The organism is Emticicia fluvialis (assembly GCF_024793945.1).
GTDB lineage: Bacteria > Bacteroidota > Bacteroidia > Cytophagales > Spirosomataceae > Emticicia > Emticicia fluvialis.
The window spans coordinates 20,419-46,220 of sequence record NZ_JANUSD010000002.1 but is presented as its reverse complement, the minus strand read 5'-3'; the positions used below and the strand labels follow the sequence as shown (position 1 = coordinate 46,220).

Sequence of the window (25,802 nt, the reverse complement as noted above, 5' to 3'; positions counted from 1 at the left end):
GCAATTTATAAATTTATTTGTTTTGGATTCAATAAATGGAATTATTTATAAAAAACTATCAAAAAATGATTCTTGAATTAAAACCACTATGATTCACAAAAAAGGGCGAAAATCAGTAAGTTGATATTCGCCCTTTTTGTACAGATATTTCATTGATTTACTTCACAACCTTTATTGTACCCTGCATAACAGTATAATGCCCCGGATAAGTACAAACGAAAGTGTAGTCACCTGGTGTGCTTGGGGCAGTAAAATAGATAGTCTCCTGTGCTTCCGGTTGCATCAGCCCTGTATGAAACAGCACCTCACTTAAATCTGGTACGTAGGCCTTGCTTTCGCCTTCCAGTCCCATTTTAAAGGCGGCTTCGCCTACTTTACCTACCGTACCAGGTTTTACAATTACCAGGTTATGGAGCATGTCATCATTATTATTGAAAACCAGACGGATTCTGGCTCCGGCTTTTACCTGCACACGGGCTATGTCAAACTTAAGCCCCGGTTTAGTACCAATATTTATGGTCTGGTCTACTTTGCCACCCCAATCAGTCGGTATTTCTGTCAGCCTTTTGGCACTTGCCTTTAGCTCTGTCTTAGGTGCATTGCTCATGGTATGCCCGGCGTGCTCATCAGCAGGTTTTTTCTCGGCTACAACATATCTGGCAATATCCATTTTAGGAGCTTCATCATTAATGTTGTTAAGTGTGTAATAACCCACGTTATGCAATAAAGGTCTGTCTTCTGCACTTCTGATACCCTCCAGGCGTAACTCATGAATATAACCCAAACGCAACGAATCAATGGCCAGCCTTACGCTCATGCCATCTTCTGCCACCTGAATAGCCTTTATGCCTAATTTTTTGGCATTGATAATAGGGCTACCATAATTATGATGATACTTATAGGTAAAACTATTAATTTTATAAGAATCAATATCTCTGGCAAGGTCTTTACTAACTGGCTGAGTAAATTCTATAAGAAACCCATCCGGCATTGATTTCACCGTTTTCATTTCAAAAGGTGTTCTGCCTGTCCATTCCAATCTTTGCAAACCAAACTCGTCTTTCCCGGTTGACGACCACCCACGGCTGGTCATACCCACAAACATGGAGTGGTCAAGTCCCCATTGCATACGCAGGATGCCCGACTGGAAGCCTTCGCGGAAAGGGAAACACACTCCCTGACTTTTACCCTTTACTTTTTCTAAAAACACGCGCATAATTTTGCTGTGCCCCTGGTCGCCCACAAAAAGCTGACCAGCAAAAGGCCCGAATTTCCCACCTGATAAATCCTCGGCAATATCAGACGTTGAAATACCCATTAATGTATGCGGAAACCACACAGCCGGAGTTTTTAAGCTGGGCAGGCGTTTGGCCACATCATACATAGGCTCACCGGTATCAGGCACATCAGATGCCTTGATTTTTAATGGCGAATTAGCCTCTGATGTCCAGACAAGACCCTCCGGATTTCCCGCAAAATCACCCGATTCCAATTGTGTCATTCTTCCTGATCCAACCCAATCGCCCTGATTTTCAGTATAATAAATATCTCCGTTTTTCAAAACATTAAACCCAGCCGGAGAACGCAAACCTGTTGCCCAGGGGGTCATTTTTCCATCAGGCGTTAGGCGCAACATCCAGCCTCGCCATTTAGACAAACTGGCGCCATGACCAATCCAACCCAGATTAAGCGTTATCAGCATATCATTATTGCGCAATAGCACAGGGCCATAAGAATACTCGTGGTAATTGCCCGAAAGCGGAAATTTGTAAAATGAGGTATAATCATCTGCTACACCATCTGCATTATTATCTTTCAGAATAGTTACCTCTCCTCTCTGGGTTGCCCACAGGTTGCCATTAATATAATTAAGACCCAGTGGCTCGTGCAGGCCGCTGGCAAATCTTTTGTAGGTAGGCGTGGTTCCGTTTTTCATATATGGGTTTGAGATAACCCATACTTCGCCACGGCGTGTACATACACCCAAGCGGCCGTCAGGCAAAACAGCCAAACCGCCAACTTCCAGCTTTACACCTTCCGGAACCGGCAACGTAACAATACGGTAAAAGTCTTCTTCCACCAACGGGCGGTTCTGGGCATAAACCCCCGTAATTGTGAATAACACTAAGATGAATATTTTTTTCATTTTCAGATTTATTTGAATGGGTTCTGGTTGTAAACCAACCTTAAATGTCTTCTTTTTTAGGCTTACCAAAGTGTTGTAAACGAAACACTACCAGCCAGCGGAATGATAATCTCTTGTCCGTCACGTGTATTTTTTATGACCGGTTTCAGTTTAGCATCCAGCCTGATGTAGCTGTCATTACCGTTTGTTGTCTCTAAAATATAAAACCCTTTATCGAGCTGGGTTATGCTTTTGGCTTCGCCAAGTCTTGCATAAAGGCTGTTACCACCGATAGCACTGATGGTGGTTGTGATTCCTCCATCGGCCGATGGTTCAAATTTCTCGGTAATTTCAGCGCCCTTGTATTGGTATTTATAGGTAGGCAGGCCTTCTCCACCCAGTGCATAACCTTTAAAAATAAAGTCTTTGTAATCATCAAGCGTATCCGGAAAAGACTCATTGGCATTTGCAAGCAAGGCAACACTCGTTTTGCCACTAAAGGTAGTTTTTACACCCTTTGGTTTCAGCAACTGAGGTTCACCGCGTTCATGAAACATCTCTGTTACATCAGCAAAATCACCTCTCCAGGCATAAAGCGGGGTACCCTGGTCTAAATCGAACGTGTAATGGGTTCCGACAGGTGTACCAACCGAAATAGCATGTGTGCGCTTTTTGCCATTAAACATAACAAACGAGCGGATAACTTCTACATCGCTCCTGGGAGTTATTTCTATTTCACCAACAGCTTGTGGCGATGGCAGTGAGGTTTCGGCATGAAGCGGATACGCTCTTACTTCGGGTCCGGCAGCAAAAAGTCCCAGTTCGGCTCTCCACCATACTTTGTTATAGCGTATCTCAATGGGGTGTTTGCCTTTTTTCAAATCCAGATAAGCTGCTCTGGGTCTGCGATACGTTTCTCCGCTTTCGGTTGGTATTACTTCTTTACCATCTACTTTTACTGAGGCTTTGCCAGCATAATCAGCCACCAGTGAATAGCTTCCGTCTTTTTCCACATCCAGATTCCCTCTGAATATCAGAAGAAAACGGTTGTAACCAGCCCCAAAATCTTTGGTAAGGGCAGTGGTGGTACCTTTATCGTTTGGTGTAGTGCTTTTGGGCGCAAACTGTTGGTTCCAGTCGAACGTCTCATACATTTCGTAGCTTAAGTCGCTCAGCTTTAATGGTTTTTCTTTGTTATATTTTAGATACTGCACATTTTTAATGGCAATAGTACCTGCCTTGTTTTCAAATGCCAGCGGGCCTTCATTTATACCTTTGGCAGGTATCACATAGCCCTGATGTATCACTACGTTGTTCAAGGTTACTTTTTCAATAATAAGTGCTTCGCCAAAAGGAGCATCAGAAAAAGTAACTTCAAGGGTTTGCCATAAGCCAATGGCCTTACCTGCATTTTGATTAGCTAATTGAAGGGTGCCGTCTGGTCTGATAATAGCGCCGGTAGTACCTGAATTACTCAGTATAATGCCGTGTTTACCCTGAATATAAAATACGCCATCACTGTTTTTGCCCAGCATGAAATCAAACTTAACTTTGGCATCGGCCGTAATTAATTTAGAAGTCGTTCTGCCCGGCGTGGTTGAAAACAAAATCTGGTTACCCGCCTTAAAGCCGGGTTTCTTTTTATACGGATTATCAACGCTCCCGGCGGTTTTCCAGCTACCGGTTTCCCAGTTATCAATGGGTAACTGATTCAGTGGAAATTCCTGAGCATAGGATTGAAAACAAAGCAAAGACGCCCATAAAATGGATAAGAAGCGTAGGTACATGGTTGAATCTGTTAGAGTTTTCTACAAATCTAGCCGATTAATTGTATTTTATACAATTAAAATCGGAAAAACTTTTTAAGCACTAATGAAACAGTTTTGTACTTTTGTTGAGAAATAATGAAACCAAAGCTTTTTATGTTGAAACCAACTTTACTGATTTTGGCGGCGGGTATGGGTAGCCGCTACGGAGGTGTGAAACAATTAGATAAGTTTGGCCCTAACGGCGAAACTATTATAGATTATTCAATATATGACGCTATCAAAGCCGGGTTCGGCAAAATAGTGTTTATTATCAGAGAAGAACTTAAAGCAGATTTCGAGGAAATATTCGGCCCGAAGCTGGAAGGAAAAATCGATTACGATTTTGCCATTCAGAGCGTTCAAAGCTATGTGCCTGCCGAGCTGGGCACTGTTGAGCGCACCAAACCCTGGGGTACTGGCCATGCCGTATTATGCGCCTGGGAGCAAACCAACACGCCTTTCGCCGTTATCAATGCCGATGATTTTTACGGATATGAAGGTTTCAAAATCATGGCTGATTTCCTCTCAACCAATAAAGAAGAAACCCGCCACGCTATGGTAGGTTACCAGATAAAGAATACATTGTCTGAAAACGGTTCAGTGTCACGCGGAGTTTGTGAACTGGATGCCGACGGATTTCTGGAAGTTGTTACCGAGCGAACGAAGATTTACCGTCAGGCAGATGGCCAGATTGTTTTTGAAGAAAAAGATGAACTGACCAAGCTGGATGATAACACCATAGTTTCTATGAACTTCTGGGGTTTTATGCCCGGTGTTTTTTCGGTTATCAACGAAATGTTCAAAGACTACGCTATTAAAAACCTACACTCGCCCAAAGCAGAGTTTTATATACCAACCGTAATGACCTACCTGATTCAGAACGGGCTGGGGAAATGTAAGGTTTTCTCTAATGAGTCTGAATGGTTTGGAGTTACTTATCCGGAAGATAAACCTACCGTTACCGAAGCATTGCAGAAACTGGCCGACCAGGGCAAATATCCTGTTGTAGATTAATAAACGTCTCATCTGATGACTATTTCGTATCGAAAAGCTACCCTTGCTGATGTAAAAGAGCTGGCAAGGTTAAGGGTTCAGTTTCTGAAAGAAGTGCAAAGCAATGAAACGCACCAGACCGATGAGGAAGGGCTAAGGCAAACGCTTGAAGATTATTTTCATTTACATCTCGGAAGCGGTGAAATTGTGGTCTGGCTGGCCGAAGCAGATGGAAAAATTGTTTGTACCAGTGGCTTGTGCTTTTTCAGAATCTTTCCGGGTTTTTCGTTGCCCGATGGCAGAGTTGCCTACATACTGAATGTTTATACATTGCCCCTCTGGCGAAAAAAAGGGCTAGGCAAAGAGATTTTCAGCCGTATTGTAGAAGAAGCCAAAAACCTTGGCTACAAACGTATACAATTGCACGCGTCAGAAGAAGGAAGACCCATTTATGAAAAATACGGTTTCAAGGCAACTAGTGATGAAATGGAACTAAGGCTTGATTAATAAAACAATTTACCGCCTGTTAAACAGAATATGATTATAATTGATGCGCATCTGGACATGGCCATGAACGCCATAGAATGGAACCGTGATTACCGGCGGACAGTTGGGGAAATCAGGATGATGGAACAAACCATGACCGACAAGATTGACCGTGGAAAAGGGGTGGTTTCATTGCCTGAGCTGCGTAAGGGTAAGATAGCCATTATAGTAGCTACGCAATTGGCCAGATTCAGTGAAAACAACGGCAGTATGCCAGGTTCGGGCTGGAACTCGCCACATCAGGCATGGGCCATGACACAAGCGCAACTGGCATGGTACCAGGCAATGGTTGAAGCCGGAGAAATGGTTCAGATTACGACAAGCGCACAATTGGATAATCATATTGCTTTATGGGAAAACCCTGCCATTGATGATTCCACAAAACCCGTCGGGTTTATTCTTAGCCTGGAGGGTGCCGATTCTTTAGTTAATTTATCCTACCTTGAAAAAGCCTACAGTTATGGCCTTAGAGCCATAGGCCCCGCACACTACGGCCCGGGCAGATATGCGCCAGGCACAGGTATGACAGGCGGCCTCACAAAAGCTGGCCGGGAACTGGTAAAAGAAATGGATAAACTGGGTATGGTGCTGGATGCCACCCACCTGACGGATGAAGGCTTCGACGAAGCGCTGGATTTGTTTCAGGGGCAGGTATGGGCAAGCCACCATAATTGCCGCACGTTGGTGCCTCATCAACGCCAGTTGAACGATGAGCAGATTAAACGCCTAGTAGAAAGAGATGCTGTAATTGGCGGCTGCCTGGACGTATGGATGCTGAAACCGAACCTGATTCAGAGACAGATAAACCCGCGTGAAGTGGGCGCCAACCTTGAAGTACTGATTGACCACTTCGACCATATTTGCCAGATAACCGGTAACAGCCTTCACATTGCCATTGGCAGCGATTTGGACGGCACATTTGGCACTGAGCAATCACCTTATGACCTCGATACCATTGCCGACCTGCAACATTACAAACATCTGCTGGCTAAAAGAGGCTACCAACAGAGTGATATTGAGAATGTATTTCATAAAAACTGGCTCAGATTAATGCGTAAAACGCTGGCCTGATATGATAAACTCAGTTATAATCTGGATAGCTAATGCAGATTAAAATGCTATGAAAACTGTTTGAAAATACTGTTTTATAGAAATTACCATTATATTTGGTAAAATATTAAAACGAAACTATGGCTAATTGGATAAAGGTTTTTGAGTCTCCGAATGTGTACAGAGCCGAAATGCTAAAGAATGAGTTGCTGAATAAAGAAATTGCCGCTGTAGTTTTAAATAAGAAAGACAGAAGCTACCTGCTGGGCTGGTGCGAAGTGCACGTGCAGGACTACCAGGAAGAAGCCGCGAAAGAGATTATTGATATATTCAACCAAAATGACGAGGAAACTAAACCAACTATCTAACCTAAACCAACGAATCATTGCTGCTGTTGTCGGGGTATCAATTATTTTAACCGGAGTACTCTACAATGAATGGACATTCTGGGTTCTGTTTCTGGTTATCAGTGTGCTTACACAAATTGAGTTTTATAAACTATTAAAGCTTGACTCTAACCTGCCGCTTACTTTTTACGGTACTTTCTGCGGCGTAATACTAAACGCTTTAACATTTCTTATTGAAAAAGATTTTCTCCCTTTCAAGTATTACTATCTGATAGTGCCATTATTAACGGTCACGTTTTTTATTAAGCTTTATAAAAAGAAGGATACAAAACCTTTTGCCAACCTTGGCTACACTTTTCTTGGTATTTTATATGTGGCCGTTCCGTTTGCATTGATAAATGAAATGGTTCTTACCGACAGCGGATACGAACCTACGCTGTTGCTGGGGTGCTTGTTTATACTATGGGGAAGCGACACCGGCGCTTATTTTGCCGGGCGTTTTCTGGGCAAACGTAAATTGTTTGAACGGGTCTCTCCTAAAAAGACCTGGGAGGGCTTCTTCGGAGGCGCAATATTAGCCCTATTGATAGCGTTTATTTTAACAAAGTATTTCGACTGCGTTTCTCCTTGGCAATGGTACGCAGTAGCTGTTATAATTTCAGTAACCGGCACCCTTGGCGATTTGGTAGAATCATTATTTAAACGTAGTATTGCTATCAAAGATTCTGGCAGTTTGATACCGGGTCATGGGGGATTTCTGGACAGATTTGACGGCCTGTTGCTTTCAATGCCTTTTATTTTAACATTTTTAAAGATTTTTGGTTAATCAATGCTGAGTGCACCGGTTATTAAAATTTACTACACCTTTGAAGACCATACCCTTACGGAATATACGATGAAAAGAAATCTTACATATTTACTTACATTTATTTGCTTGACAATCAGCTATTTATCTCGTGCTCAAGGCGAAATAAAATATGTTACTTTTTCAGGGGTTGTGATAGACGGGCAAACAAAAGAAGCTTTGCCAGGCGCTTATATTACCATCCCACAGGCTGGCAGAGGTACGCTATCAAATGGTAAGGGTTACTTTGCCTTATCGGTATTTCCGGGCGACACCGTGGTATTCAGTTATCTGGGTTTCAAGAAACAGTACCATGTGATTCCACGCAAGACAGACGTTGACTATTCGGTATTTGTTGAGTTGCAGGTAGACTCTAAATTGTTAAAAGAAGTTAAAGTTTATCCTTTCAACACTGAAGAAGAATTTAAACAGGCGCTGGTTGATATGAAGTTGCCTGATGAGCGCGAAAGACAAATTCTGCGCGAAACTTACAGTGCCGAAAATATAGCCAAAATGGCGGCCGTGCATGGTATGACAGCCACCGACAATTATAAATATGCCAACAACCAGTTCTTACGGCAGATAGAAAACCGGGGGTCGGTAACTACAAATCCTCTTCTGAACCCATTTTCATGGGCTAATTTCGTAAAATCAATCAAAAGCGGTGCTTGGAAAGATAAATCCTGGAAAGCAGGTGCAGATGCGGCCCCACGTGACAACGTAACCCGCGATCAGTATTTCAGAGATAATCTGAAAAAGAAAGATTAATGACCTTAAGCTTTCTTAAATACGCTTTTAATGTAAATATACTTAAGTATTATTGCACTTAAGAAAGAAAAGACACCTACTGTAACAGGTTTATTCTTTGCGTATGTGTTTTTTTTATACCTTTGTTCTCCGATACTGAACTTGAAACGAATGCCTGATGGCACCCATTCAAGCAGATTTTTGTAAATTAATCGGAAAACATTCATTCTTCTTTCAATGACTCATACACCTTCTGACGCCATTCTACTTCTAGAAGATGGCACTGTTTTCAAAGGTAAAGCTCTTGGTAAAATTGGTACTTCGGCTGGCGAAATCTGTTTTAATACCGGTATGACCGGCTATCAGGAAATTTATACAGACCCTTCGTATTTCGGACAAATCATTGTAAACACCACCTCTCATATCGGCAACTACGGCGTAGTGCTTGACGATGAAGAGGAATCAAAGAGTGTAACAATCAGCGGTATGGTGTGTAATGCCTACGCAAACCACTATTACTCGCGTACCACTGCCAATTTTTCGCTACAGGAATACTTCGAACGCGCAGGTATTGTTGGTATTTGTGATGTAGACACCCGTCAGATTGTGAGGCACATCCGCAATGCAGGTGTGATGAACTGCATCATTTCTTCTGAAATTCTTGATCCTCAGGAACTGATGATTGAGTTGAAGAAATGCCCTTCAATGGAAGGCCTCGAGCTTTCGTCGGTTGTAAGTACACCAGAGCCCTACACCATGGGCGAAGAAGATGCCAAATATAAAGTTGCCGTGCTAGACTTTGGCGTAAAGAAGAGTATCCTAAAAAACTTTACATCAAGAGACTGCTATTGTAAGGTTTTCAACGCTAAATCGAGTTTCGAAGAAATTCAGGCCTTTAATCCTGACGGCTTCTTTCTCTCAAACGGCCCCGGCGACCCAGCCGCAATGCCTTATGCAGTAGAAACCATCAAAGACGTAGTTGACACCGGCAAACCTGTTTTTGGTATCTGCCTGGGGCATCAGTTATTAGCCTTGGCCAGCGGTATTGAAACCTACAAGATGAAGAATGGACATCGCGGCCTGAACCATCCGGTTAAAAACCTGTTAACAGGCTATTGTGAAGTTACGTCTCAGAACCATGGTTTTGCGGTAAAACCAGACCAGGTTACCAATAACGAAAATATAGAACTGACCCACGTGAACCTGAACGACCAGACCATTGAAGGTATCCGTCGCAAAGATAAGCCTGCTTTCTCGGTACAATACCACCCAGAAGCCTCACCGGGTCCGCATGATTCACGATATCTTTTCGATAATTTTGTGCAAATGCTTCAGAAATAACTGGCATAGGCAGTATAATTTTCGATACCCTAATTCAATAGGACGGTTTTGTAAATCGTCCTATATTTGTAAAAGGGGAGCTATGAACCAACAAAATGGCGTATTGCACACGCGCTGCGCCTACCCGAAACCTGTTTAAATTTATTTTCAGAAATTCCTATGCAGTTATACAGTACCAAAAACGAGAGCCCTGATGTAAACTTGGAAGAAGCCATTTTCAGAGGACTGCCACCTGATAATGGTTTGTATATGCCTACTGATATCCCTAAACTTCCTCAGGCTTTCTGGGACACCATTGAAAACAAGAGCCTTCAGGAAATTGCATTTGCTATTGCTCATGCCCTGATCGGTGAGGATGTGCCTGCTTATGATTTAAAAGAACTAATAAACAAAGCCATTGATTTTCCGGCACCATTGGTTGAGGTAGAAGATAACACCTATTGTCTTGAGTTGTTTCATGGGCCGTCTATGGCTTTTAAAGACTTTGGGGCGCGTTTCATGGCTGCTTTGATGTCTTATTTCTTACAGAAATCAGAAAAACAGATACATATTCTGGTAGCCACATCAGGCGACACCGGCGGTGCCGTGGCACAAGGGTTTTATCGGACCCCTAATATTGATGTTACCATTTTGTATCCAAGCGGCAAAGTCAGCGACATTCAGGAAAAACAGCTGACCACCCTTGGTGAAAATGTAAAAGCGCTTGAAGTGAACGGTACTTTCGATGACTGCCAGAAACTGGTAAAACAGGCATTTCTTGATGCTGAACTAACAGCCCGGTTTTCTCTGGCATCGGCCAATTCTATAAACATTGCCAGATTAATACCGCAGGCGTTTTATTACGTTAATGCCTATGCGCAGTTAAAAAAGAAAGGACAAAACAAAGAAGTTGTTATTTCTGTGCCAAGCGGCAATTTTGGTAATTTGAGTGCCGGTATTATTGCCTGGCGAATGGGTTTACCAGTAAAACAGTTTATTGCTGCCACTAATGTAAATAATGTAGTGCCTCAGTACCTCAACACTGGTGTTTATCAACCCATAAGCCCGTCATTGTCTACTATCTCAAATGCCATGGACGTTGGTAACCCGAGTAATTTTCCGAGGATGCTGGCATTGTTTAATAACGACCTTGAGCAAATGAAAAATATGCTGACAGGCTATTTCTACTCAGATACAGAAACCAAAGATGCCATGCGCCTGGTGTACGAGCGCAACAATTATGTGATATGCCCACATACCGTTGTAGCTTATTTGGGTTTGAAAGCATATACCAGCCATCTTTCTGAGTCAGTTTCAGGCATTTTCCTGTCTACAGCGCATTATGCCAAGTTTCTGGATGTGGTTGAAGAGGTAATTGGTTCTCAGCCAATTCCTGATAGGCTCTCGGCTTTACTGGGTAAAGAGAAACAGGCAGACAAAATAAGCACAGATTACGAAGCGTTTAAACAAAAGCTGATAGAAGCATTTTCTTTGAGCTGACCCGAAAAGATATCTGTAAAAATGCCTTGCTGTAATACAAAAGCAAGGCATTTTTTATAATTTAGCCCATCAATTAAACCCTTTCTTATTAAATAAATATGATTAATGTTGCACTGGTGGGTTTCGGACTTTCGGGAAGATACCTGCAAGCCCCTTTCTTTGAAGCGAACCCGAATTTCAGACTAAAAACAGTTGTTACCAATAGTCAAAATCCACAGGCCATCTTCCCGTTGGTACAGGTTGCCAGAAGCATTGATGAAGTGCTGGCTGATGATGAAATAGAGCTGGTAAGTATTTGTTCGCCCAGCTCAACACATTATGAGCTGGCCATGAAAAGCCTGCAGGCCAACAAACACATTCTGGTAGAGAAGCCTTTTACTTCTACCGCAGCCGAGGCTGAGGAGATAATTGAACTGGCCAGAAAACAAAACAAAATTGTATGTGTGTTTCAGAACCGCCGTTTTGATGGAGACTTCAGAACCGTGCGAAAGGTGGTAGAAAGCGGCGTTTTAGGAGAATTGATTAGCTATGAAGCACATTATGACCGCTACAAGCCTGTGCTGAACCCCAAAAGATGGAAAGAAGTGGTAAGCCCAGCCAATGGCATTTTATATGACCTCGGCGCACATATTATTGACCAGACCATTACGCTTTTCGGCAAACCGAAAAGTGTTTGGGGCGAAACTTATGTGCAAAGAGAAGGTTCTGAAATTGATGACGCATTTGATATAAGGCTAGACTACGGCAAGCTGAAAGTCACCTTAAAATCGAGCCTGCTGGTGCGGGAAGAAGGCCCGAGATATGTGCTGCATGGCACCAAAGGTTCTTTTATAAAATATGGTCTTGACGTGCAGGAAGATAACCTAAAGGCCGGATTACTACCGGGCATGGAGGGTTTCGGTGTAGAATCGAAGCAGAATAGCGGTTTACTGAATGCAGAAATAAACGGGGTGTCGTTCAGAGGGCAGGTAGATACCGAGGCCGGTAACTGGGGGCTTTTATTCCAGAACCTTTACGAAGCCATTGCAGAAGGCAAAGAGTTACTCATTAAGCCTGAACAAATACTTGAGCAGATAAAGATTATTGAGGCCGTAAAGCAATCGTGAATTATGAATGACGAATTATTGAATAAACATTTATTCAATAATTCGCCATTCACTATTCGTCATTCATCAAGGCAACCCTAACAAAAAGCCAATAGTAAAGTTTGCATCCCAGTCGAAAACGAATTGCTCGCAGCCGGTGGCATCTTTAATAGCTTTGTAGATATTCACCCCAGATTTATCTTTAGCGTCAGTCAGTATTTTATAGTAGGCCGGTTCTTTCAGCACGGTATAGCGTTCTTTGCCTTCTCTTACTTTTTTTGCCATCGAGAAAGGCACCCCTCCAATAATGAAACAGGTTTTGCGTTTCATGCTGGGCACCGACGATGCCTTCACTTTTACTTCGTCATATACCTTACCATCATCAACACCATTCTGAAAATACTTGGCTCCATAGGTTTCAAGGGCTGAAACACTACCATTGGTAGACCATGAAATCTTGGTATTCCCAGAGCCGATGTCGGTTACAAAAGCCTCTTCTTCGTAATCTTCAGGTAATACACATTTCAAAGCAAGAGCGCCCTCCTGTTCAGGTGTAACCGTGTTTACAAAATAATTAAGTGTTTTCAGGTTTTTAATGATTTTCTGCGTTACATCCGCTTTTACAGCACCTGAGCTTACTACAAAGTGAATATCACGGCCGCTCACGCCGAAATCGAGCATACTGCCTATGTATTTTTTCAATCCAGCTCTGATGTCATCGTCTGAGGCCATATTTTCAGTTACCAGACTGTTACCGAATTCAGCTTTCTCCAGTTTCCAGTTTTTGCTTTTATCTATTCTTACAATAAAAGAATTAAAACCACTGGCACCCAGCTCAACTACGCCCTTTAGTTTACCGTTAACCGGTTCGCGAGCCACATAACTGAACGAAGATGAGCCACCTTCTGTTGCTTCAGTGTTACTACCTGAAGTACCTGGTGTGCTACCTGCAGCCGGTCCTTCTTCCGGAGCTTTGGTATTGGTTTCATCAACCTGGGTTTCATTGTTTTTATCAAGCAAAGATTTGCCCCAGCTTGTGTTATCTAAAACATATTTGCCTCCAAAAAACAAGCCTCCAAGAATAAAGAGGGTAATCATAAACCGGGCAAATGGTGTGAGTGTTGTTTTCATTTTGTTGCTAATTAAAATCTACCGGATTTTTTGTAATTGAATAAAGTAAAAATTAAGACTCAGAAAGTATGAGCCACCTTGGGTGGCTCATACCCTTATGAAAGCTTCTATTCAAAGAGTTTATCATACTGGTTGCCGGAATGCTTGGTTGTTGGCACGTCTTTACCGGCAATCAGGGCCTTTTTGTCGCTTCCAAGCAACAAAGAAACGCCTTCCTGCTCCCATTTTTCAAGCATTTTCAGACCTTCTTCTTCAAATACTCCATTTTGAAGGTCAATAGAATCCATAAAGTTAGAAGACATCTCCATAAAGCGTTCCATCTCCCCTACCTTCTGGCTTACGTCGTCAGCAATAGATTCCATGGCCATATCAAACATCTGGCGCTGGTCTTTGTTTCCGTTCAGTATATTCATGGCAGAGCGCATGGCTGAATGACTGGTACGGATGGCCTTACGCTCCTGTTCTTTTACAGCCACCTGATCTTTGATGTCTTCAAGCATTATCTCCGAATTTTCGTACATCTTGGTAAGAACCCTGTAAAGAATCTCCATTTTCTTGTACAAATCTTCCAGCTTAATGTTCGACTCCTGCAAACGGCCTGCCTTGCGGGCTTTCAGCACCATCATGGCCTGTTTGTCGGTTTCTTTGGCCTTGCTTGCCAGATTTAAATCGTTCTGAATCTGCTTTCTGTTATTTTCAATGATAGTCTTCAGGTTATACATCTGGCCTTTCAGGGTAGCAATCTGCTGGTTCATTTTACCCAGATTACTCCGCAATTCGTCAATATAAGTTTTCAGAACACCGATAGGATCCAGTTGTATAAACATGCCGGTTATCCAGCGCATAATACTCTTATAGATGTAGAAAATCAGATTTCTCATCTTGGGGTCAAGTATCATATAAATAAGTGCCGCCAGTACAATCAGCAGGCCGGCCAGATAAAGCGTATTTGAAGCCAGAGTAATCAGATAAGGCAGGGCTTTATAGAGCAGATAGCCTCCACCTAATAATAAACCTGCAGCGAAAAGAGTACCTGTTTTGCCTTCGGGGCGTTCCCAAAACGATTTGGGTCTGGTTTCTTGCATTTCCATATTCTGTTGGGGTTATCCTCCGCCTCCCGGAGGTTTTCAATTTGTTTAGTGATAGTTTATAGTACCGCAGAAAGCAAGGGGCTGTTTCCTGCTGAGCCGGGGTTTTATTGTTTCAAATATTTAGTCATATTGTCAACATCCTTGCTGATTTGTGCCGTTAACTCACTGTAAGTGGCATGAAAATCACTCAATGTTGTTTCAATTTTAACCACCGCGTCTGAAATCTCCGCTTTCATTTTTTCCATATCTGCCTGGTGTTCCTGTATCTCCAGTGTCAGTTTGGCAATCTGCTCACCTTTAGCTTTTATGGTTGCGTCCATATCAGCAATGGCTTTTTCTTTATTACCAATCTGTTTCTGACGCTGCGCATTAACCGACTCAAGAAATTTTGAATCTTCTGTCTGAAGCACTTTGAGATAAAAACCGGCTGATTCAGATAATTTCTGAGGTGTAATACCCATTGCCTGTGCTGCTGCGAAGGCAGATAGATAACGTGTCTTTTCATCCATTGGCATCTGCGCCAAAGTCTTTAAAGATTTTTTAAACTCCAGATAATCAAAACCCTCCTGGTTATTGGCTTCCATGGCGCCCAATAAAATGTCATAAAACTTGTCAGAGGCCTTTCCCTGAGGAATCTGCACAGAGACATTCGTCGGGGCTTCTGCCTGTTTTTCCGGGGCAGTGGTATCGCTGGCGGCTTCTCCTGCCGGAGCTTCTACTACAAATATACCCTTTAATTTTTTAAGAAAATCGCTCATTTGTGATGCTAATGCTTTATTTTTTGATTAAACTGAGTAATTTATCTCTGTTGATTTCAATCTGCTGATTAAATTCGATTCAAATTTTGGGGTATTGCCTGAATTGTACAAATAATATCACATGACATAAGGGAAACCCGGTGTCGAATGGTTAAATTTAATGATGATTTTTGAAAACTTTCTAAACTTACCCGATTTTGTGTAAATATTCGATTGTATTAAAACAAGCCGGATTTTTTACAGGTTTTATAAGCCTTACTTTGGCTGTACCAATGTTAATTCTCTTACCACAACAGTGTTTCTTAATTTATATTTATGCCTGGGTCTGAAAATTAATTCATTTCTATTTGTACTATTTAACACAAACCCTGGTTAAATTTGTAATACCTAACGGTTGTCTAGACATCTATGAAATACTCAAGGCTTTTTATATTCTCCTGTTCCATTATTGCCATAAGCGCCATCATGGCTTTCAGCTTCAATCCTTTTGCAGACAAGGTAGATTTCAATACTGAAATAAAACCTATTCTGAACAAGCATTGCGTGTCTTGTCATGGCGGAGTAAAAAAGGCAGGAGATATCAGTTTTTTGTTTTCTCAGGAGGCCATCAATACCAAAGGGAAGTCGGGCAAGGTGGGTATTATACCCGGTGATGCCGAGCATTCAGAGTTTTACAGACGCCTGATAAGCTCTGATGAAGAAGAACGAATGCCCAAAGGCAAAGACCCGCTCAGCAAAGAAGAAATGGAGACCTTGAAAAAATGGATTGATGAGGGGGCTCCGTGGGGCGGGCATTGGGCTTACCAAAAACCGGAAAAACCTGATGTGCCGTCAGTTGGTGGCTTTTTTGCCCGTCTGGGTCTGATAGATGATAACGAAACCCGCTTTGCCAAAAATGAAATTGACAATTTTGTAGTAGAAAAGCTGAAAGAAGAAGGCCTATCTTTTTCGAAACAAGCTGATAAAGGCACATTATTACGCCGGGTATATCTTGATTTGACCGGCCTGCCGCCAACCGAAGAACAATTACGGGCTTTTCTGAACGATAAATCTGAAAATGCCTATGAGAAGGTGGTAGACCAGTTATTGGCTTCTCCGGCATACGGAGAGCGCTGGGCAGCCATGTGGCTTGATTTGGCCCGCTATGCCGATACAAAGGGTTATGAAAGAGATGTATACAGGAATATCTGGCGATACCGTGATTACGTTATCAACGCCTTCAATGATGATAAACCTTTCGACCAGTTTACGATTGAGCAACTGGCCGGCGATTTGCTACCAAATGCCACCAACGAACAATTGATAGCCACGGGTTTCCACAGAAACACCATGAACAATGATGAAGGAGGAACCGTAGACGAGGAGTTCAGGGTGGCGGCTAATATTGATAGAGTAAATACTACTTTTGATGTTTGGCAGGGTACAACTATGGGTTGCGTACAATGCCATACGCACCCGTACGACCCCTTCGTACATGATGAATACTACAAGCTGATGGCATTTTTTAACAATGCACGTGATGAAGACGTAGTGAGCGATACACCTTATCTGAGATTTTACAAGCCTGAGGATTCAACCAAAATAGAAGAATTGACGAGCTGGATACTGGCGAAAGGAAGAAATGGGAAAGACTTTGAAAAGTTTGTAAAAATACTGGAGCCTAAATTCAATTCGCATGATGTTGAGCCTTTATCAGCAGGTACTTCATCGTTATTAGATGCCAAATATCTTGGTTTACAGCATACAGGCTACGGCCGATTGAAAGGGGTCACACTGACGGAGAAGAATAGACTGGTAATGAATTTCAATACCGGCACTGAAAAAGGTGTACTACACATCAGAGACGGCAAGCCGGATGGAAACATTATTCTGACTATCCCGATTTCTCCGGCACGAGATACCGTCATGTTTTACCCGCTTCCGAAACTGGAAGGCGGGCATGACCTCTATTTCACTTTTACGAATCCTAAAAAGCCCAAAGACTGGCTACAGATAAAATGGTTGTCGTTTCAGAGTACTTTTGGCGAAGGCAAAGAATATGAAAAAATTGAAGCCGGATATAAAGAGATTCTGAATGCCAGTGCGGATTTTACCCCGATTATGAGCGATGGAGAAGGCGATCTGGCACGCAAGCAGCACATTTTTGAACGAGGCAACTGGCTGGTACATGGTAAAGAGGTAAAGCCCGAGGTACCTAAGTATCTGTCTGAAATGCCAAAAGATTACCCTGCCAACAGGCTCGGGCTGGCTAAATGGCTGGTTAATGGAAACAATCCTTTAACAGCCCGCGTTGCCGTAAACCGATTCTGGGAGCAGATATTTGGTGTGGGCATAGTAGAAACCGTAGAAGACTTCGGCACGCAGGGTTTCAACGCTTCGCATCCTGAATTGCTGGATTACCTGGCCGTTACTTTCCAGGATGATATGCACTGGAGCGTAAAAAAACTACTAAAAATGATTGTTACTTCAGGTACTTACCGTCAATCGTCAGAAGTAAATAACGAACTGCTTGAAAAAGACCCCTACAACCGGTTTCTGGCACGTGGGCCAAGAATAAGGCTTACGGCAGAGCAGGTAAGAGACCAGGCCTTGCTTGTAAGTGGTCTGCTGTCGAAAAAAATGTATGGCAAAAGCGTAATGCCCTATCAACCTGACGGCCTTTGGCAATCTCCCTGGAATGGAGAGTCATGGAAACTGTCACAAGGAGAAGATAAATACCGCAGGGCCATTTATACATTCTGGAAGCGCACCGCTCCGTATCCGTCGATGATGTCGTTCGATGCCCCAAGCAGGGAATTCTGCCAGCTAAGACGGCTCAGAACAAATACTCCTTTACAGGCATTGGTAACCCTCAATGACCCAACCTATGTTGAAGCCGCACAACAACTGGCCAGAAACATGATGAAAAAAGGCAAAAACCCCGAACAACAGATTCAGGCAGGCTTCAACCTGATTATGATGCGCAATATTGATGACAAAAAACTAAAAGTGCTTACCAAGCTTTACAGACAAACCGAGCAGGAATATACCAGAAACCCCGTTGAGGCCTATAAGTTTTTCGGGAAGTCTGATGTTACCCCAAAAATGGCAGCACTCGCTGTTACAGCCAATGCCATGCTGAATCTTGACGAAATTGTAACAAAAGAATAGGGTCAGCAAAACCGGTGATTGACACCGTAAAAACCTTCATTTATTTAACACCTCATATAATTTTAAGCGCTTTCATCAGGTTTAATTTATTGGCTGTTAAGAGTACTTTTAAAGCCTAGATTTTTGAAAATTTTATCTATTTGAATAATGCAACGTAGAGCAGCTCTAAAAACATTTGCACTCAGCATAGGAAGCACCCTTGTATTGCCGTCATGGGCCAATGCCTGGAGCAAAGAAACCCTTCATCAGTCAAATCTGATTCTTTCTTCTTCACAAGAAGCCTTATTGGCCGAAATAGTGGAGGCAATCATCCCTAAAACTGATACGCCCGGCGCTAAAGAACTGAATTTAAACAAATTTGTTACGCTAATGGTAGCCGACTGTTTTGACGCCAACGCACAGGATACCTTTACCAAGGGTCTGCAAAAAGTAGATACCCTGGCAGCGAGCGAGTACTCAAAACCGTTTATTGAGGCCGACACCAAACAAAGGCTGGCAGTTCTGAACAAAATGGCGGTATCGGACAATGAAACGGACAAAGGCTTTATCAGACTGGTGAAAAATTTGACTATTCAGGGCTACCTAAACTCTGAATATGTAATGACCAACCTGCGCGTGCATGAATTTATTCCGGGGCGTTATCATGGTTGTGTGCCGGTAAAATCATAATTCTTTTTTAACTCAATTTGAAACGCACTGTTATTATGTCATATTTTAATATTGATTCAGTAAAAGCACAAACATTTGATGCCATCGTTATCGGTTCGGGTATCAGCGGCGGATGGGCAGCCAAAGAATTAACAGGCAAGGGTTTGAGAACCCTGGTGCTGGAACGTGGCCGCGAGGTAAAACACGTAACCGATTACCCTACCACCATGATGCAACCGTGGGAGTTTGAGCATCGCGGCCAGTTGAAAAAAGAGGTAAGAGACGCCAACCCCATTGTAAGCAAATGCTATGCTTTTTATGAAGGCACCGAACAGTTTTTTGTAAAAGATGCTGAGCATCCTTATGTACAGGAAAAACCTTTTGATTGGATTCGCGGATACCAGACGGGTGGTAAGTCATTGCTATGGGCGCGCCAGACACAACGCTGGTCGAAATACGATTTTGAAGGCCCCGGCCGTGACGGTTTTGCCGTAGAATGGCCTATTGGTTATGAAGATATAGCTCCGTGGTACAGCTATGTAGAGAAGTTTGCAGGCATATCGGGCAATAAAGACGGCTTGGCCAGCTTACCAGACGGTGAGTTTCTGCCACCGCATGAGATGAACTGCGTAGAGAAGTATTTCAGCCAGCAGATAGCCAAAAATTATAACGACCGCCATATTATTATGGGCCGTTGTGCACATATTACCGAGCCTAAAAAGGTACACCTGGACCAGGGCAGAGCCAAATGCCAGCACCGTACCATCTGTGAGCGTGGTTGTCCTTTCGGTGGTTATTTCAGCAGCAATGCTTCTACTTTACCCTGGGCTGCCAAAACAGGCAAAATGACTTTACGCCCCGATTCGGTTGTACATTCAATCATTTATGATGAAACAAAAGGCAAAGCAACCGGTGTTAGAGTGATTGATTCGAACACGAAACAAATGACCGAGTACTATGCCCGTATCATTTTTGTAAATGCTGCGGCCCTAAACTCAAATCTGATATTGTTGAACTCAATATCCGGCCGTTTCCCAAATGGATTAGGTAATGACAATGGTTTGTTGGGCAAATACATTGCTTTTCATAATTACACGGCCACTATCAATGCCGATTATGAGGGTTTTCTGGACTCTACCACCGATGGTCGCCGGCCAAACTCTCCTTATATACCTCGTTTCCGTAATGTATTCAAGCAGGAGACAGACTTTCTGCGTGGCTACGCCTCTGGTTTTCAGGCGGGTCGATACATGCGTGACGACAGAAGCGGTATGGGTGAAGACCTGAAAAAAGGCTTGTTGAATCCGTACCTGAACAACGTATGGAGTGTAGGTTCGCACATGATGGGTGAGACCATACCCAAAGAGAGCAACTATGTTAGATTGGATAAATCGAAGCTTGACCCCTGGGGGATGCCACAATTAAGTATTTCGGTAGATTATGACGACAACGACCGCAAGATGGTAAAGGATTTCTTCGAGCAATTAACAGAAATGTACACCAAAGCAGGCTTCAAGAATATCCGAACCAACGATTCGAACCGGACACCGGGGCTGGACATCCACGAAATGGGTGGTGTAAGAATGGGCAAAGACCCAAAAACGTCACTCCTGAACAAGTGGAATGCTCTGCATGAGTGCAAAAACGTATTTGTCACCGACGGCGCCTGTATGACCTCAACCTCAACCCAAAACCCATCACTTACTTATATGGCATTGACAGCAAGAGCAGCTGATTATGCTGTAAAAGAGTTGAAGAAAGGGAATTTGTAAGGGTATTTAGGATAACATATGTGTGATATACAGTCCCGTCATAATAATGTTATATTGGCGAGAAAACTGATAAAATCGATATCCTAATATCCTGTAGGGATGCTATATCTTTAGATAAAACCAGTAGAAAGAGATTGAATATACTGTAGGGATAGTATATTAATATAACGTCCCTACAGGACTTGGAAATGTATTCTTTTAGATTTCTACCGATATATCGTCCCTAAAGGGACTTAAAGAAAGCCTTGTCTACGAGAATGGACAAGGCTTTTTATCTGTTGTTGGCAATTTCAATACCCGTACCACTCCGCCCACCATGCCTGCAATTGCCTTCGTATCTCGTTTTCTCTGGCATTGTTGCTTGGTTCATAAAGTTTGGTACCTTTCAGTTCATCAGGCAAAAAATTCAGCTTTGTAAAATTCCCTTCATAGTTGTGCGCATATTTATAATTTTTGCCATAACCAATCTGCTTCATCAGTTTGGTTGGGGCATTGCGCAACGCTAAAGGCACAGGAAGGTGAGACGTTTTCTCGGCCAGTGCAATGGCATTTTCAATAGCCATGTAAGAAGCATTAGACTTAGGCGATGTAGCCAGATAAATAGCAGTTTGTGAAAGGATAATACGGCACTCAGGGTAACCGACAGTCTTTACGGCCTGCATACAGTTATTGGCCATAATTACAGCCGTTGGGTTAGCATTGCCAATATCCTCCGACGCCAGAATCAGCATACGGCGGGCTATAAATTCGGGGTCTTCTCCGGCCACAATCATGCGGGCCATCCAGTAAACGGCTGCATTCGGGTCTGAACCCCTCATTGACTTAATAAACGCCGAAATAATATCATAGTGCTGCTCACCTGACTTATCGTAACGGGCAATATTGCGTTGGGCTACTTCTTCTACCAAGTCATCAGTAATCACGATGGGCGTATCTACAGGAAAAGAAAAACTGATTATTTCAATCAGATTCAATAGCTTTCGCCCGTCACCTCCTGAAATGCGCATCAACGCATCGTAAGATTCCACTTTTATATCTCTTTCTTTCAGAATTACATCTTCATGTATGGCTCTGTCGGTCAGCGCTTTTAGTTCATCTTCACCGAAAGACTCTAATATATAAACCTGGCAACGTGACAACACCGCACTGTTTAATTCAAACGAAGGGTTTTCGGTTGTAGCGCCAATCAGGGTAATCTGTCCTTTTTCAACGGCCAGCAACAGAGAATCCTGCTGTGATTTATTATAGCGGTGAATCTCATCTATAAACACAATGGGTGGAAACAAGCCTGTTGCCCGGCCGATTACCTCGCGCAATTCTTTTACACCCGAACTAACAGCATTTAACTGATGAAACTGCCTTTTGGTGGTTTCGGCTATCAGCAAAGCCAATGTGGTTTTGCCTGTACCCGGCGGACCCCATAGAATCATGGATGGCACCAGATTGGCCTCAACGGCATTACGGAGGGGTTTGTTTTTCCCTAAAATGTGTTCCTGCCCCAGGTAATCTTCCAGTTTTTTCGGACGCAGGCGCTCAGCTAATGGTGCAGCCATACAATATATTATTAAGAGATTTAAGTATCCGGATTAGCAGCGTTCATCCTTTTTTTCACTAAATAAGATTTACAAGACAAATATACTTCGCTTCTTGGAATTGTAGAACCACTGCTCTATTTTTACCTATTGGAAAAAACAAAACCTCATTGGCTTTAACCTATGGCAAAGAAAAAGACTTCTACACCGAATACAGAAGAATCTAACCCGGAAACCCCCAGTTTCAAGAACGTAGAATCATTCAGTTTGTTTACAGATTTTGACATTAATCTTTTCAAGGCAGGCAAGCATTATCGTTTGTATGAAAAGATGGGGTCGCACGTGATTGAAAACCAGGGTGTGGTGGGCACATACTTTGCTGTCTGGGCTCCTAATGCCCGGTACGTGTCGGTTATTGGTGGCTTTAATGGCTGGGAGCGTGGCTCACACCCGCTGGCATCGCGTTGGGACAGCTCAGGCATTTGGGAAGGATGGATACCCAACGTTGGCAATGGTGAAGTTTACAAATATTTTATTTCGTCGAATACAGGTGAAGACCTTGAAAAAGGAGACCCTTATGCCCTGCATTGGGAGATACCCCCAAAAACCGCTTCGGTAGTATGGGACACCTGGTATGAATGGCAGGACAAAGACTGGATGCAGACACGGCATCGTAACAATGCGCTGAACGCCCCCATATCGGTCTATGAGCTTCATCTGGGGTCATGGCAGCGTGACCCAAGCGACCCGGAACGGCGGCTCAGTTACAGAGAAATTGCCAATTCGCTGGTGCCTTATATGAAAGACATGGGCTTTACGCACGTAGAGTTTATGCCGGTGATGCAGCACCCCTATGAGCCATCGTGGGGGTATCAGATTACCGGATACTTTGCCACCAGCAGCCGCTTTGGTACACCGCAAGACTTTATGTATCTGGTAGAACAACTGCACATCAACGGAATCGGGGTTCTGCTAGACTGGGTACCGTCTCATTATCCCAGCGACGCACATGGTATTTACCGTTTTGACGGCACCTCGCTGTATGAGCATGAAGACCCACGCCAGGGCTATCACCCCGACTGGAAGAGTTATATTTTTAATTACGGACGCTTTGAAGTACGCTCTTTCTTAATCAGCAATGCTTTATTCTGGCTCGATAGATTCCATATTGATGGCCTGAGGGTTGATGCCGTAGCATCTATGCTCTACCGTGACTACTCACGTAAAGCCGGAGAATGGGTACCTAATATTTTTGGAGGCCGCGAGAACCTGGAAGTGATATCGTTACTGAAAGAGCTAAATGAAGAGATTTACAGGAGTTTCCCTGATGTGCAGACCGTGGCTGAAGAGTCTACGGCTTTCCCGGGTGTTTCAAGACCGGTATATAACGGCGGGCTGGGTTTTGGCATGAAATGGATGATGGGCTGGATGCACGATACCCTGCGCTATTTTGCTAAAGACCCTATGTTCAGGAAATGGCATCAGAATGATATAACTTTCAGCCTTGTATATTCTTTTACTGAAAACTTTATGTTGCCGCTTTCGCACGATGAGGTGGTATATGGCAAAGGGTCATTGATTGAAAAAATGCCTGGCGACCAATGGAGAAAATTTGCAAACCTTCGCCTATTGTTTACTTATATGTTTACACACCCAGGAGCAAAATTGCTATTTATGGGTGGCGAATTTGCCCAATATGCCGAATGGAACTACGCCAAAAGCCTTGATTGGCATCTGTTAGAAAACCAACCCAATAAAGGGATAAAAGAGCTGGTAAAAGACCTGAACGGTTTGTATAGAGGAGAAGTAGCCTTGTTTGAAAAGCAGTTTTCGCCGGATGGTTTTGAATGGCTTGATACAAGCGACCGCGAAAATGCCGTGATCGTGTATGCCCGTAAAGGTTTGCATGAAAAAGACGCTGTAATTGTAGTACTCAACTTCACGCCTGTACCTCATTCTCCATATCGGATTGGCGTACCTGAAACGGGTATTTATGAAGAAGTCTTTAATAGCGATAACCAGAAGTACTGGGGCACCGGTTTACAAAACGGCAGTGTTAATACCGAAGCAATACCTTTGCATGGTAAAGATAACTCTATTGAAATATCATTGCCGCCTTTGGGTGGAGTAGTGTTCAGATTGAAAGCATAAGTTCTGTCAAACAGAGGAACCAAATTTTTAAAGCAAAAGCCCGGCGCTCTCATGAACACCGGGCTTTTGCTTTTAGCCTGGTTTAGTTTAATGATGGATTCTGAGGTGTTTTAGGCATAGCAGACCTGGATGAAAATATAAGCGTAAGAATGATGGTACCCAGAACAATCAGCAGCGTTAGCTCAAACTGGGTATCTGATGCTGAGCCTAACACTATTCTCTGCGATGTTTTATTCAGCTTCTCCCCTTCTGTAATCTGGATGTTCGACAAGTGGTTGAGCGTATTCAGCGCACCGTAAAACGCTTCATCCAGTATGTGTTTCACGTTTTCTGAATTGTAAACACCTGCCCGATAAATGTGCTTTTGCTCAAGCGATAGTCCATGCGCTATTTTCTTTTTAAAATCCTTGAAAAGTACCTCTTCTGTTGCTGTTAATTTCGTCTTTTCGTAAGACACTATCAAGGCGTTTATAGACTGGTTGTGCTGTGTTATTTTATCTTTTATCTGGGCTATTTCTTCTTTGGTGTTACAGTCATCTACCAGTAATTTCTTTCTGGAAAGGTGATTAGATAGCTCATAGATATAGCTTTCAGCCATAAGCCGGTCTTCATACACTGCAGAGAAGCTATCGCCTAATTCGTTAAAATGATGTTTATCTGAAACATTTTTGATAAACAAAAACACAAAAATGACTGTCAGCCCCATAGCGGCTTTTACTTTTTGTTCGATGCTATAAGCCCATTTCATATAATTTGTAGTTAACTTGTTCAGTTATAAAACGACTTTATACAAATATAAGTAAAAATAACTATATTTTAATTTGCCAATACCCTGGTAGAACGGCCATTTAAACAAAAAGGAACCTTTTGGAGGCTCCTTCAGATATATTTGCATAGTGGAAATGAATTACGAAAGATTATTTGTTGTGCTGAAAATAAGCTTCAGGGGTTTCGCCTTTAAATGCCTTGAAATCATGAATAAAATGAGCCTGATCAAAATAACCTGCCTCTAAACCCAATTCGGTTAGTGTTTTTTGGTCAGTATGATTTTTGAGCAAGGCATTGAAACGAACAATACCTGCAAATTTTTTAGGAGACGCGCCTACCGTTTTTCTGAACCGCTTTTCAAGAGGGCTTTTGCTGGTAAACAACAGCTTTGCAAGGTTATTGATTCTGATATTGCCAGTAGTCTTACAAAAGGTTT

General features: G+C 42.9%; 21 protein-coding genes. 13 read left to right on the top strand and 8 right to left on the bottom strand.

Going from position 1 to position 25,802, the window contains the following annotated elements:
* Nucleotides 1–157: 157 nt before the first annotated feature.
* Both NZ848_RS02135 and NZ848_RS02130 read right to left on the bottom strand, forming a co-directional pair.
* The gene (locus NZ848_RS02135; RefSeq protein ID WP_259014161.1) at nt 158–2,146 is read right to left on the bottom strand and encodes a plastocyanin/azurin family copper-binding protein; all 1,989 of its coding nucleotides are present in this window, start codon (nt 2,144–2,146) and stop codon (nt 158–160) included.
* A 62-nt stretch (nt 2,147–2,208) separates the two neighbouring features.
* Nucleotides 2,209–3,912, bottom strand: a complete 1,704-nt coding sequence (locus tag NZ848_RS02130) for a PA14 domain-containing protein (protein WP_259014160.1) — start codon at nt 3,910–3,912, stop codon at nt 2,209–2,211.
* Nucleotides 3,913–4,029: 117 nt separating this feature from the next.
* Between NZ848_RS02130 and NZ848_RS02125 the strand changes: the two genes are divergently transcribed.
* The 9 genes from NZ848_RS02125 to NZ848_RS02085 all read left to right on the top strand — a co-directional run bounded on the left by NZ848_RS02125 (nt 4,030) and on the right by NZ848_RS02085 (nt 12,386).
* Nucleotides 4,030–4,947 (top strand): nucleotidyltransferase family protein, encoded by a 918-nt coding sequence (locus tag NZ848_RS02125; RefSeq protein WP_253533659.1) that lies wholly within the window; start codon nt 4,030–4,032, stop codon nt 4,945–4,947.
* Nucleotides 4,948–4,962: 15 nt separating this feature from the next.
* Nucleotides 4,963–5,433, top strand: a complete 471-nt coding sequence (locus tag NZ848_RS02120) for a GNAT family N-acetyltransferase (protein ID WP_259014159.1) — start codon at nt 4,963–4,965, stop codon at nt 5,431–5,433.
* Nucleotides 5,434–5,463: 30 nt separating this feature from the next.
* Nucleotides 5,464–6,543: a dipeptidase gene (locus NZ848_RS02115; protein ID WP_259014158.1), complete on the top strand. Its 1,080-nt coding sequence runs from the start codon at nt 5,464–5,466 to the stop codon at nt 6,541–6,543.
* Nucleotides 6,544–6,662: 119 nt separating this feature from the next.
* Nucleotides 6,663–6,890: a putative signal transducing protein gene (locus NZ848_RS02110; RefSeq protein WP_253533656.1), complete on the top strand. Its 228-nt coding sequence runs from the start codon at nt 6,663–6,665 to the stop codon at nt 6,888–6,890.
* Nucleotides 6,862–7,695 (top strand): phosphatidate cytidylyltransferase, encoded by an 834-nt coding sequence (locus tag NZ848_RS02105; protein ID WP_253533655.1) that lies wholly within the window; start codon nt 6,862–6,864, stop codon nt 7,693–7,695. Before NZ848_RS02110 ends, NZ848_RS02105 begins: the two co-directional genes overlap by 29 nt.
* 69 nt (nt 7,696–7,764) lie before the next feature.
* Nucleotides 7,765–8,481, top strand: a complete 717-nt coding sequence (locus NZ848_RS02100; RefSeq protein ID WP_259014157.1) for a carboxypeptidase-like regulatory domain-containing protein — start codon at nt 7,765–7,767, stop codon at nt 8,479–8,481.
* A 216-nt stretch (nt 8,482–8,697) separates the two neighbouring features.
* The gene (gene carA, locus NZ848_RS02095; RefSeq protein WP_253533653.1) at nt 8,698–9,801 is read left to right on the top strand and encodes a glutamine-hydrolyzing carbamoyl-phosphate synthase small subunit; all 1,104 of its coding nucleotides are present in this window, start codon (nt 8,698–8,700) and stop codon (nt 9,799–9,801) included.
* A gap of 159 nt (nt 9,802–9,960) precedes the next feature.
* Nucleotides 9,961–11,280 (top strand): threonine synthase, encoded by a 1,320-nt coding sequence (thrC, locus tag NZ848_RS02090; RefSeq protein ID WP_259014156.1) that lies wholly within the window; start codon nt 9,961–9,963, stop codon nt 11,278–11,280.
* Nucleotides 11,281–11,378: 98 nt separating this feature from the next.
* A complete protein-coding gene (locus NZ848_RS02085; RefSeq protein ID WP_259014155.1) occupies nt 11,379–12,386 on the top strand; it encodes a Gfo/Idh/MocA family oxidoreductase in 1,008 nt (335 codons plus the stop codon).
* 66 nt (nt 12,387–12,452) lie between these two features.
* Here NZ848_RS02085 and NZ848_RS02080 read toward each other — a convergent pair whose 3' ends face one another.
* The 3 genes from NZ848_RS02080 to NZ848_RS02070 all read right to left on the bottom strand — a co-directional run bounded on the left by NZ848_RS02080 (nt 12,453) and on the right by NZ848_RS02070 (nt 15,345).
* On the bottom strand, nt 12,453–13,496 hold the full coding sequence (locus NZ848_RS02080) for a hypothetical protein (protein WP_253533650.1): 1,044 nt from the start codon (nt 13,494–13,496) through the stop codon (nt 12,453–12,455).
* 107 nt (nt 13,497–13,603) lie between these two features.
* On the bottom strand, nt 13,604–14,587 hold the full coding sequence (locus tag NZ848_RS02075; protein ID WP_253533649.1) for a hypothetical protein: 984 nt from the start codon (nt 14,585–14,587) through the stop codon (nt 13,604–13,606).
* A gap of 104 nt (nt 14,588–14,691) precedes the next feature.
* Nucleotides 14,692–15,345: a hypothetical protein gene (locus NZ848_RS02070; protein ID WP_259014154.1), complete on the bottom strand. Its 654-nt coding sequence runs from the start codon at nt 15,343–15,345 to the stop codon at nt 14,692–14,694.
* A gap of 465 nt (nt 15,346–15,810) precedes the next feature.
* Between NZ848_RS02070 and NZ848_RS02065 the strand changes: the two genes are divergently transcribed.
* From NZ848_RS02065 to NZ848_RS02055, 3 genes are all read left to right on the top strand, one after another.
* Entirely contained in the window at nt 15,811–18,495 is a 2,685-nt protein-coding gene (locus tag NZ848_RS02065) for a DUF1553 domain-containing protein (protein ID WP_259014153.1), read from the top strand.
* 147 nt (nt 18,496–18,642) lie between these two features.
* The gene (locus tag NZ848_RS02060) at nt 18,643–19,164 is read left to right on the top strand and encodes a gluconate 2-dehydrogenase subunit 3 family protein (RefSeq protein WP_259014152.1); all 522 of its coding nucleotides are present in this window, start codon (nt 18,643–18,645) and stop codon (nt 19,162–19,164) included.
* Between the two features lie 35 nt (nt 19,165–19,199).
* On the top strand, nt 19,200–20,915 hold the full coding sequence (locus tag NZ848_RS02055; RefSeq protein ID WP_259014151.1) for a GMC oxidoreductase: 1,716 nt from the start codon (nt 19,200–19,202) through the stop codon (nt 20,913–20,915).
* A 290-nt stretch (nt 20,916–21,205) separates the two neighbouring features.
* Here NZ848_RS02055 and NZ848_RS02050 read toward each other — a convergent pair whose 3' ends face one another.
* Complete coding sequence (locus NZ848_RS02050; RefSeq protein WP_259014150.1) at nt 21,206–22,468, bottom strand: replication-associated recombination protein A; 1,263 nt, start codon at nt 22,466–22,468, stop codon at nt 21,206–21,208.
* A gap of 162 nt (nt 22,469–22,630) precedes the next feature.
* Here NZ848_RS02050 and glgB point away from each other — a divergent pair, with 162 nt between their 5' ends.
* Nucleotides 22,631–24,598 carry a 1,4-alpha-glucan branching protein GlgB gene (glgB, locus tag NZ848_RS02045; RefSeq protein ID WP_259014149.1) on the top strand — a complete coding sequence of 656 codons (1,968 nt, stop codon included), beginning with the start codon at nt 22,631–22,633 and terminating at the stop codon, nt 24,596–24,598.
* 82 nt (nt 24,599–24,680) lie between these two features.
* Here glgB and NZ848_RS02040 read toward each other — a convergent pair whose 3' ends face one another.
* Both NZ848_RS02040 and NZ848_RS02035 read right to left on the bottom strand, forming a co-directional pair.
* Nucleotides 24,681–25,346 carry an MCP four helix bundle domain-containing protein gene (locus NZ848_RS02040; RefSeq protein ID WP_259014148.1) on the bottom strand — a complete coding sequence of 222 codons (666 nt, stop codon included), beginning with the start codon at nt 25,344–25,346 and terminating at the stop codon, nt 24,681–24,683.
* A 169-nt stretch (nt 25,347–25,515) separates the two neighbouring features.
* Nucleotides 25,516–25,749, bottom strand: a complete 234-nt coding sequence (locus NZ848_RS02035; protein ID WP_259014147.1) for a helix-turn-helix domain-containing protein — start codon at nt 25,747–25,749, stop codon at nt 25,516–25,518.
* Nucleotides 25,750–25,802: the final 53 nt, after the last annotated feature.

Coding starts and splice junctions, on each gene's coding strand:
- thrC (WP_259014156.1), top strand. CDS start 9,961: ATGCAGTTATACAGTACCAAAAACGAGAGCCCTGATGTAAACTTGGAA.
- NZ848_RS02075 (WP_253533649.1), bottom strand. CDS start 14,587: ATGGAAATGCAAGAAACCAGACCCAAATCGTTTTGGGAACGCCCCGAA.
- NZ848_RS02110 (WP_253533656.1), top strand. CDS start 6,663: ATGGCTAATTGGATAAAGGTTTTTGAGTCTCCGAATGTGTACAGAGCC.
- carA (WP_253533653.1), top strand. CDS start 8,698: ATGACTCATACACCTTCTGACGCCATTCTACTTCTAGAAGATGGCACT.
- NZ848_RS02125 (WP_253533659.1), top strand. CDS start 4,030: ATGAAACCAAAGCTTTTTATGTTGAAACCAACTTTACTGATTTTGGCG.
- NZ848_RS02130 (WP_259014160.1), bottom strand. CDS start 3,912: ATGTACCTACGCTTCTTATCCATTTTATGGGCGTCTTTGCTTTGTTTT.
- NZ848_RS02105 (WP_253533655.1), top strand. CDS start 6,862: ATGACGAGGAAACTAAACCAACTATCTAACCTAAACCAACGAATCATT.
- NZ848_RS02115 (WP_259014158.1), top strand. CDS start 5,464: ATGATTATAATTGATGCGCATCTGGACATGGCCATGAACGCCATAGAA.
- NZ848_RS02040 (WP_259014148.1), bottom strand. CDS start 25,346: ATGAAATGGGCTTATAGCATCGAACAAAAAGTAAAAGCCGCTATGGGG.
- NZ848_RS02085 (WP_259014155.1), top strand. CDS start 11,379: ATGATTAATGTTGCACTGGTGGGTTTCGGACTTTCGGGAAGATACCTG.
- NZ848_RS02060 (WP_259014152.1), top strand. CDS start 18,643: ATGCAACGTAGAGCAGCTCTAAAAACATTTGCACTCAGCATAGGAAGC.
- NZ848_RS02135 (WP_259014161.1), bottom strand. CDS start 2,146: ATGAAAAAAATATTCATCTTAGTGTTATTCACAATTACGGGGGTTTAT.
- NZ848_RS02070 (WP_259014154.1), bottom strand. CDS start 15,345: ATGAGCGATTTTCTTAAAAAATTAAAGGGTATATTTGTAGTAGAAGCT.
- NZ848_RS02050 (WP_259014150.1), bottom strand. CDS start 22,468: ATGGCTGCACCATTAGCTGAGCGCCTGCGTCCGAAAAAACTGGAAGAT.
- NZ848_RS02055 (WP_259014151.1), top strand. CDS start 19,200: ATGTCATATTTTAATATTGATTCAGTAAAAGCACAAACATTTGATGCC.
- glgB (WP_259014149.1), top strand. CDS start 22,631: ATGGCAAAGAAAAAGACTTCTACACCGAATACAGAAGAATCTAACCCG.
- NZ848_RS02100 (WP_259014157.1), top strand. CDS start 7,765: ATGAAAAGAAATCTTACATATTTACTTACATTTATTTGCTTGACAATC.
- NZ848_RS02120 (WP_259014159.1), top strand. CDS start 4,963: ATGACTATTTCGTATCGAAAAGCTACCCTTGCTGATGTAAAAGAGCTG.
- NZ848_RS02065 (WP_259014153.1), top strand. CDS start 15,811: ATGGCTTTCAGCTTCAATCCTTTTGCAGACAAGGTAGATTTCAATACT.
- NZ848_RS02080 (WP_253533650.1), bottom strand. CDS start 13,496: ATGAAAACAACACTCACACCATTTGCCCGGTTTATGATTACCCTCTTT.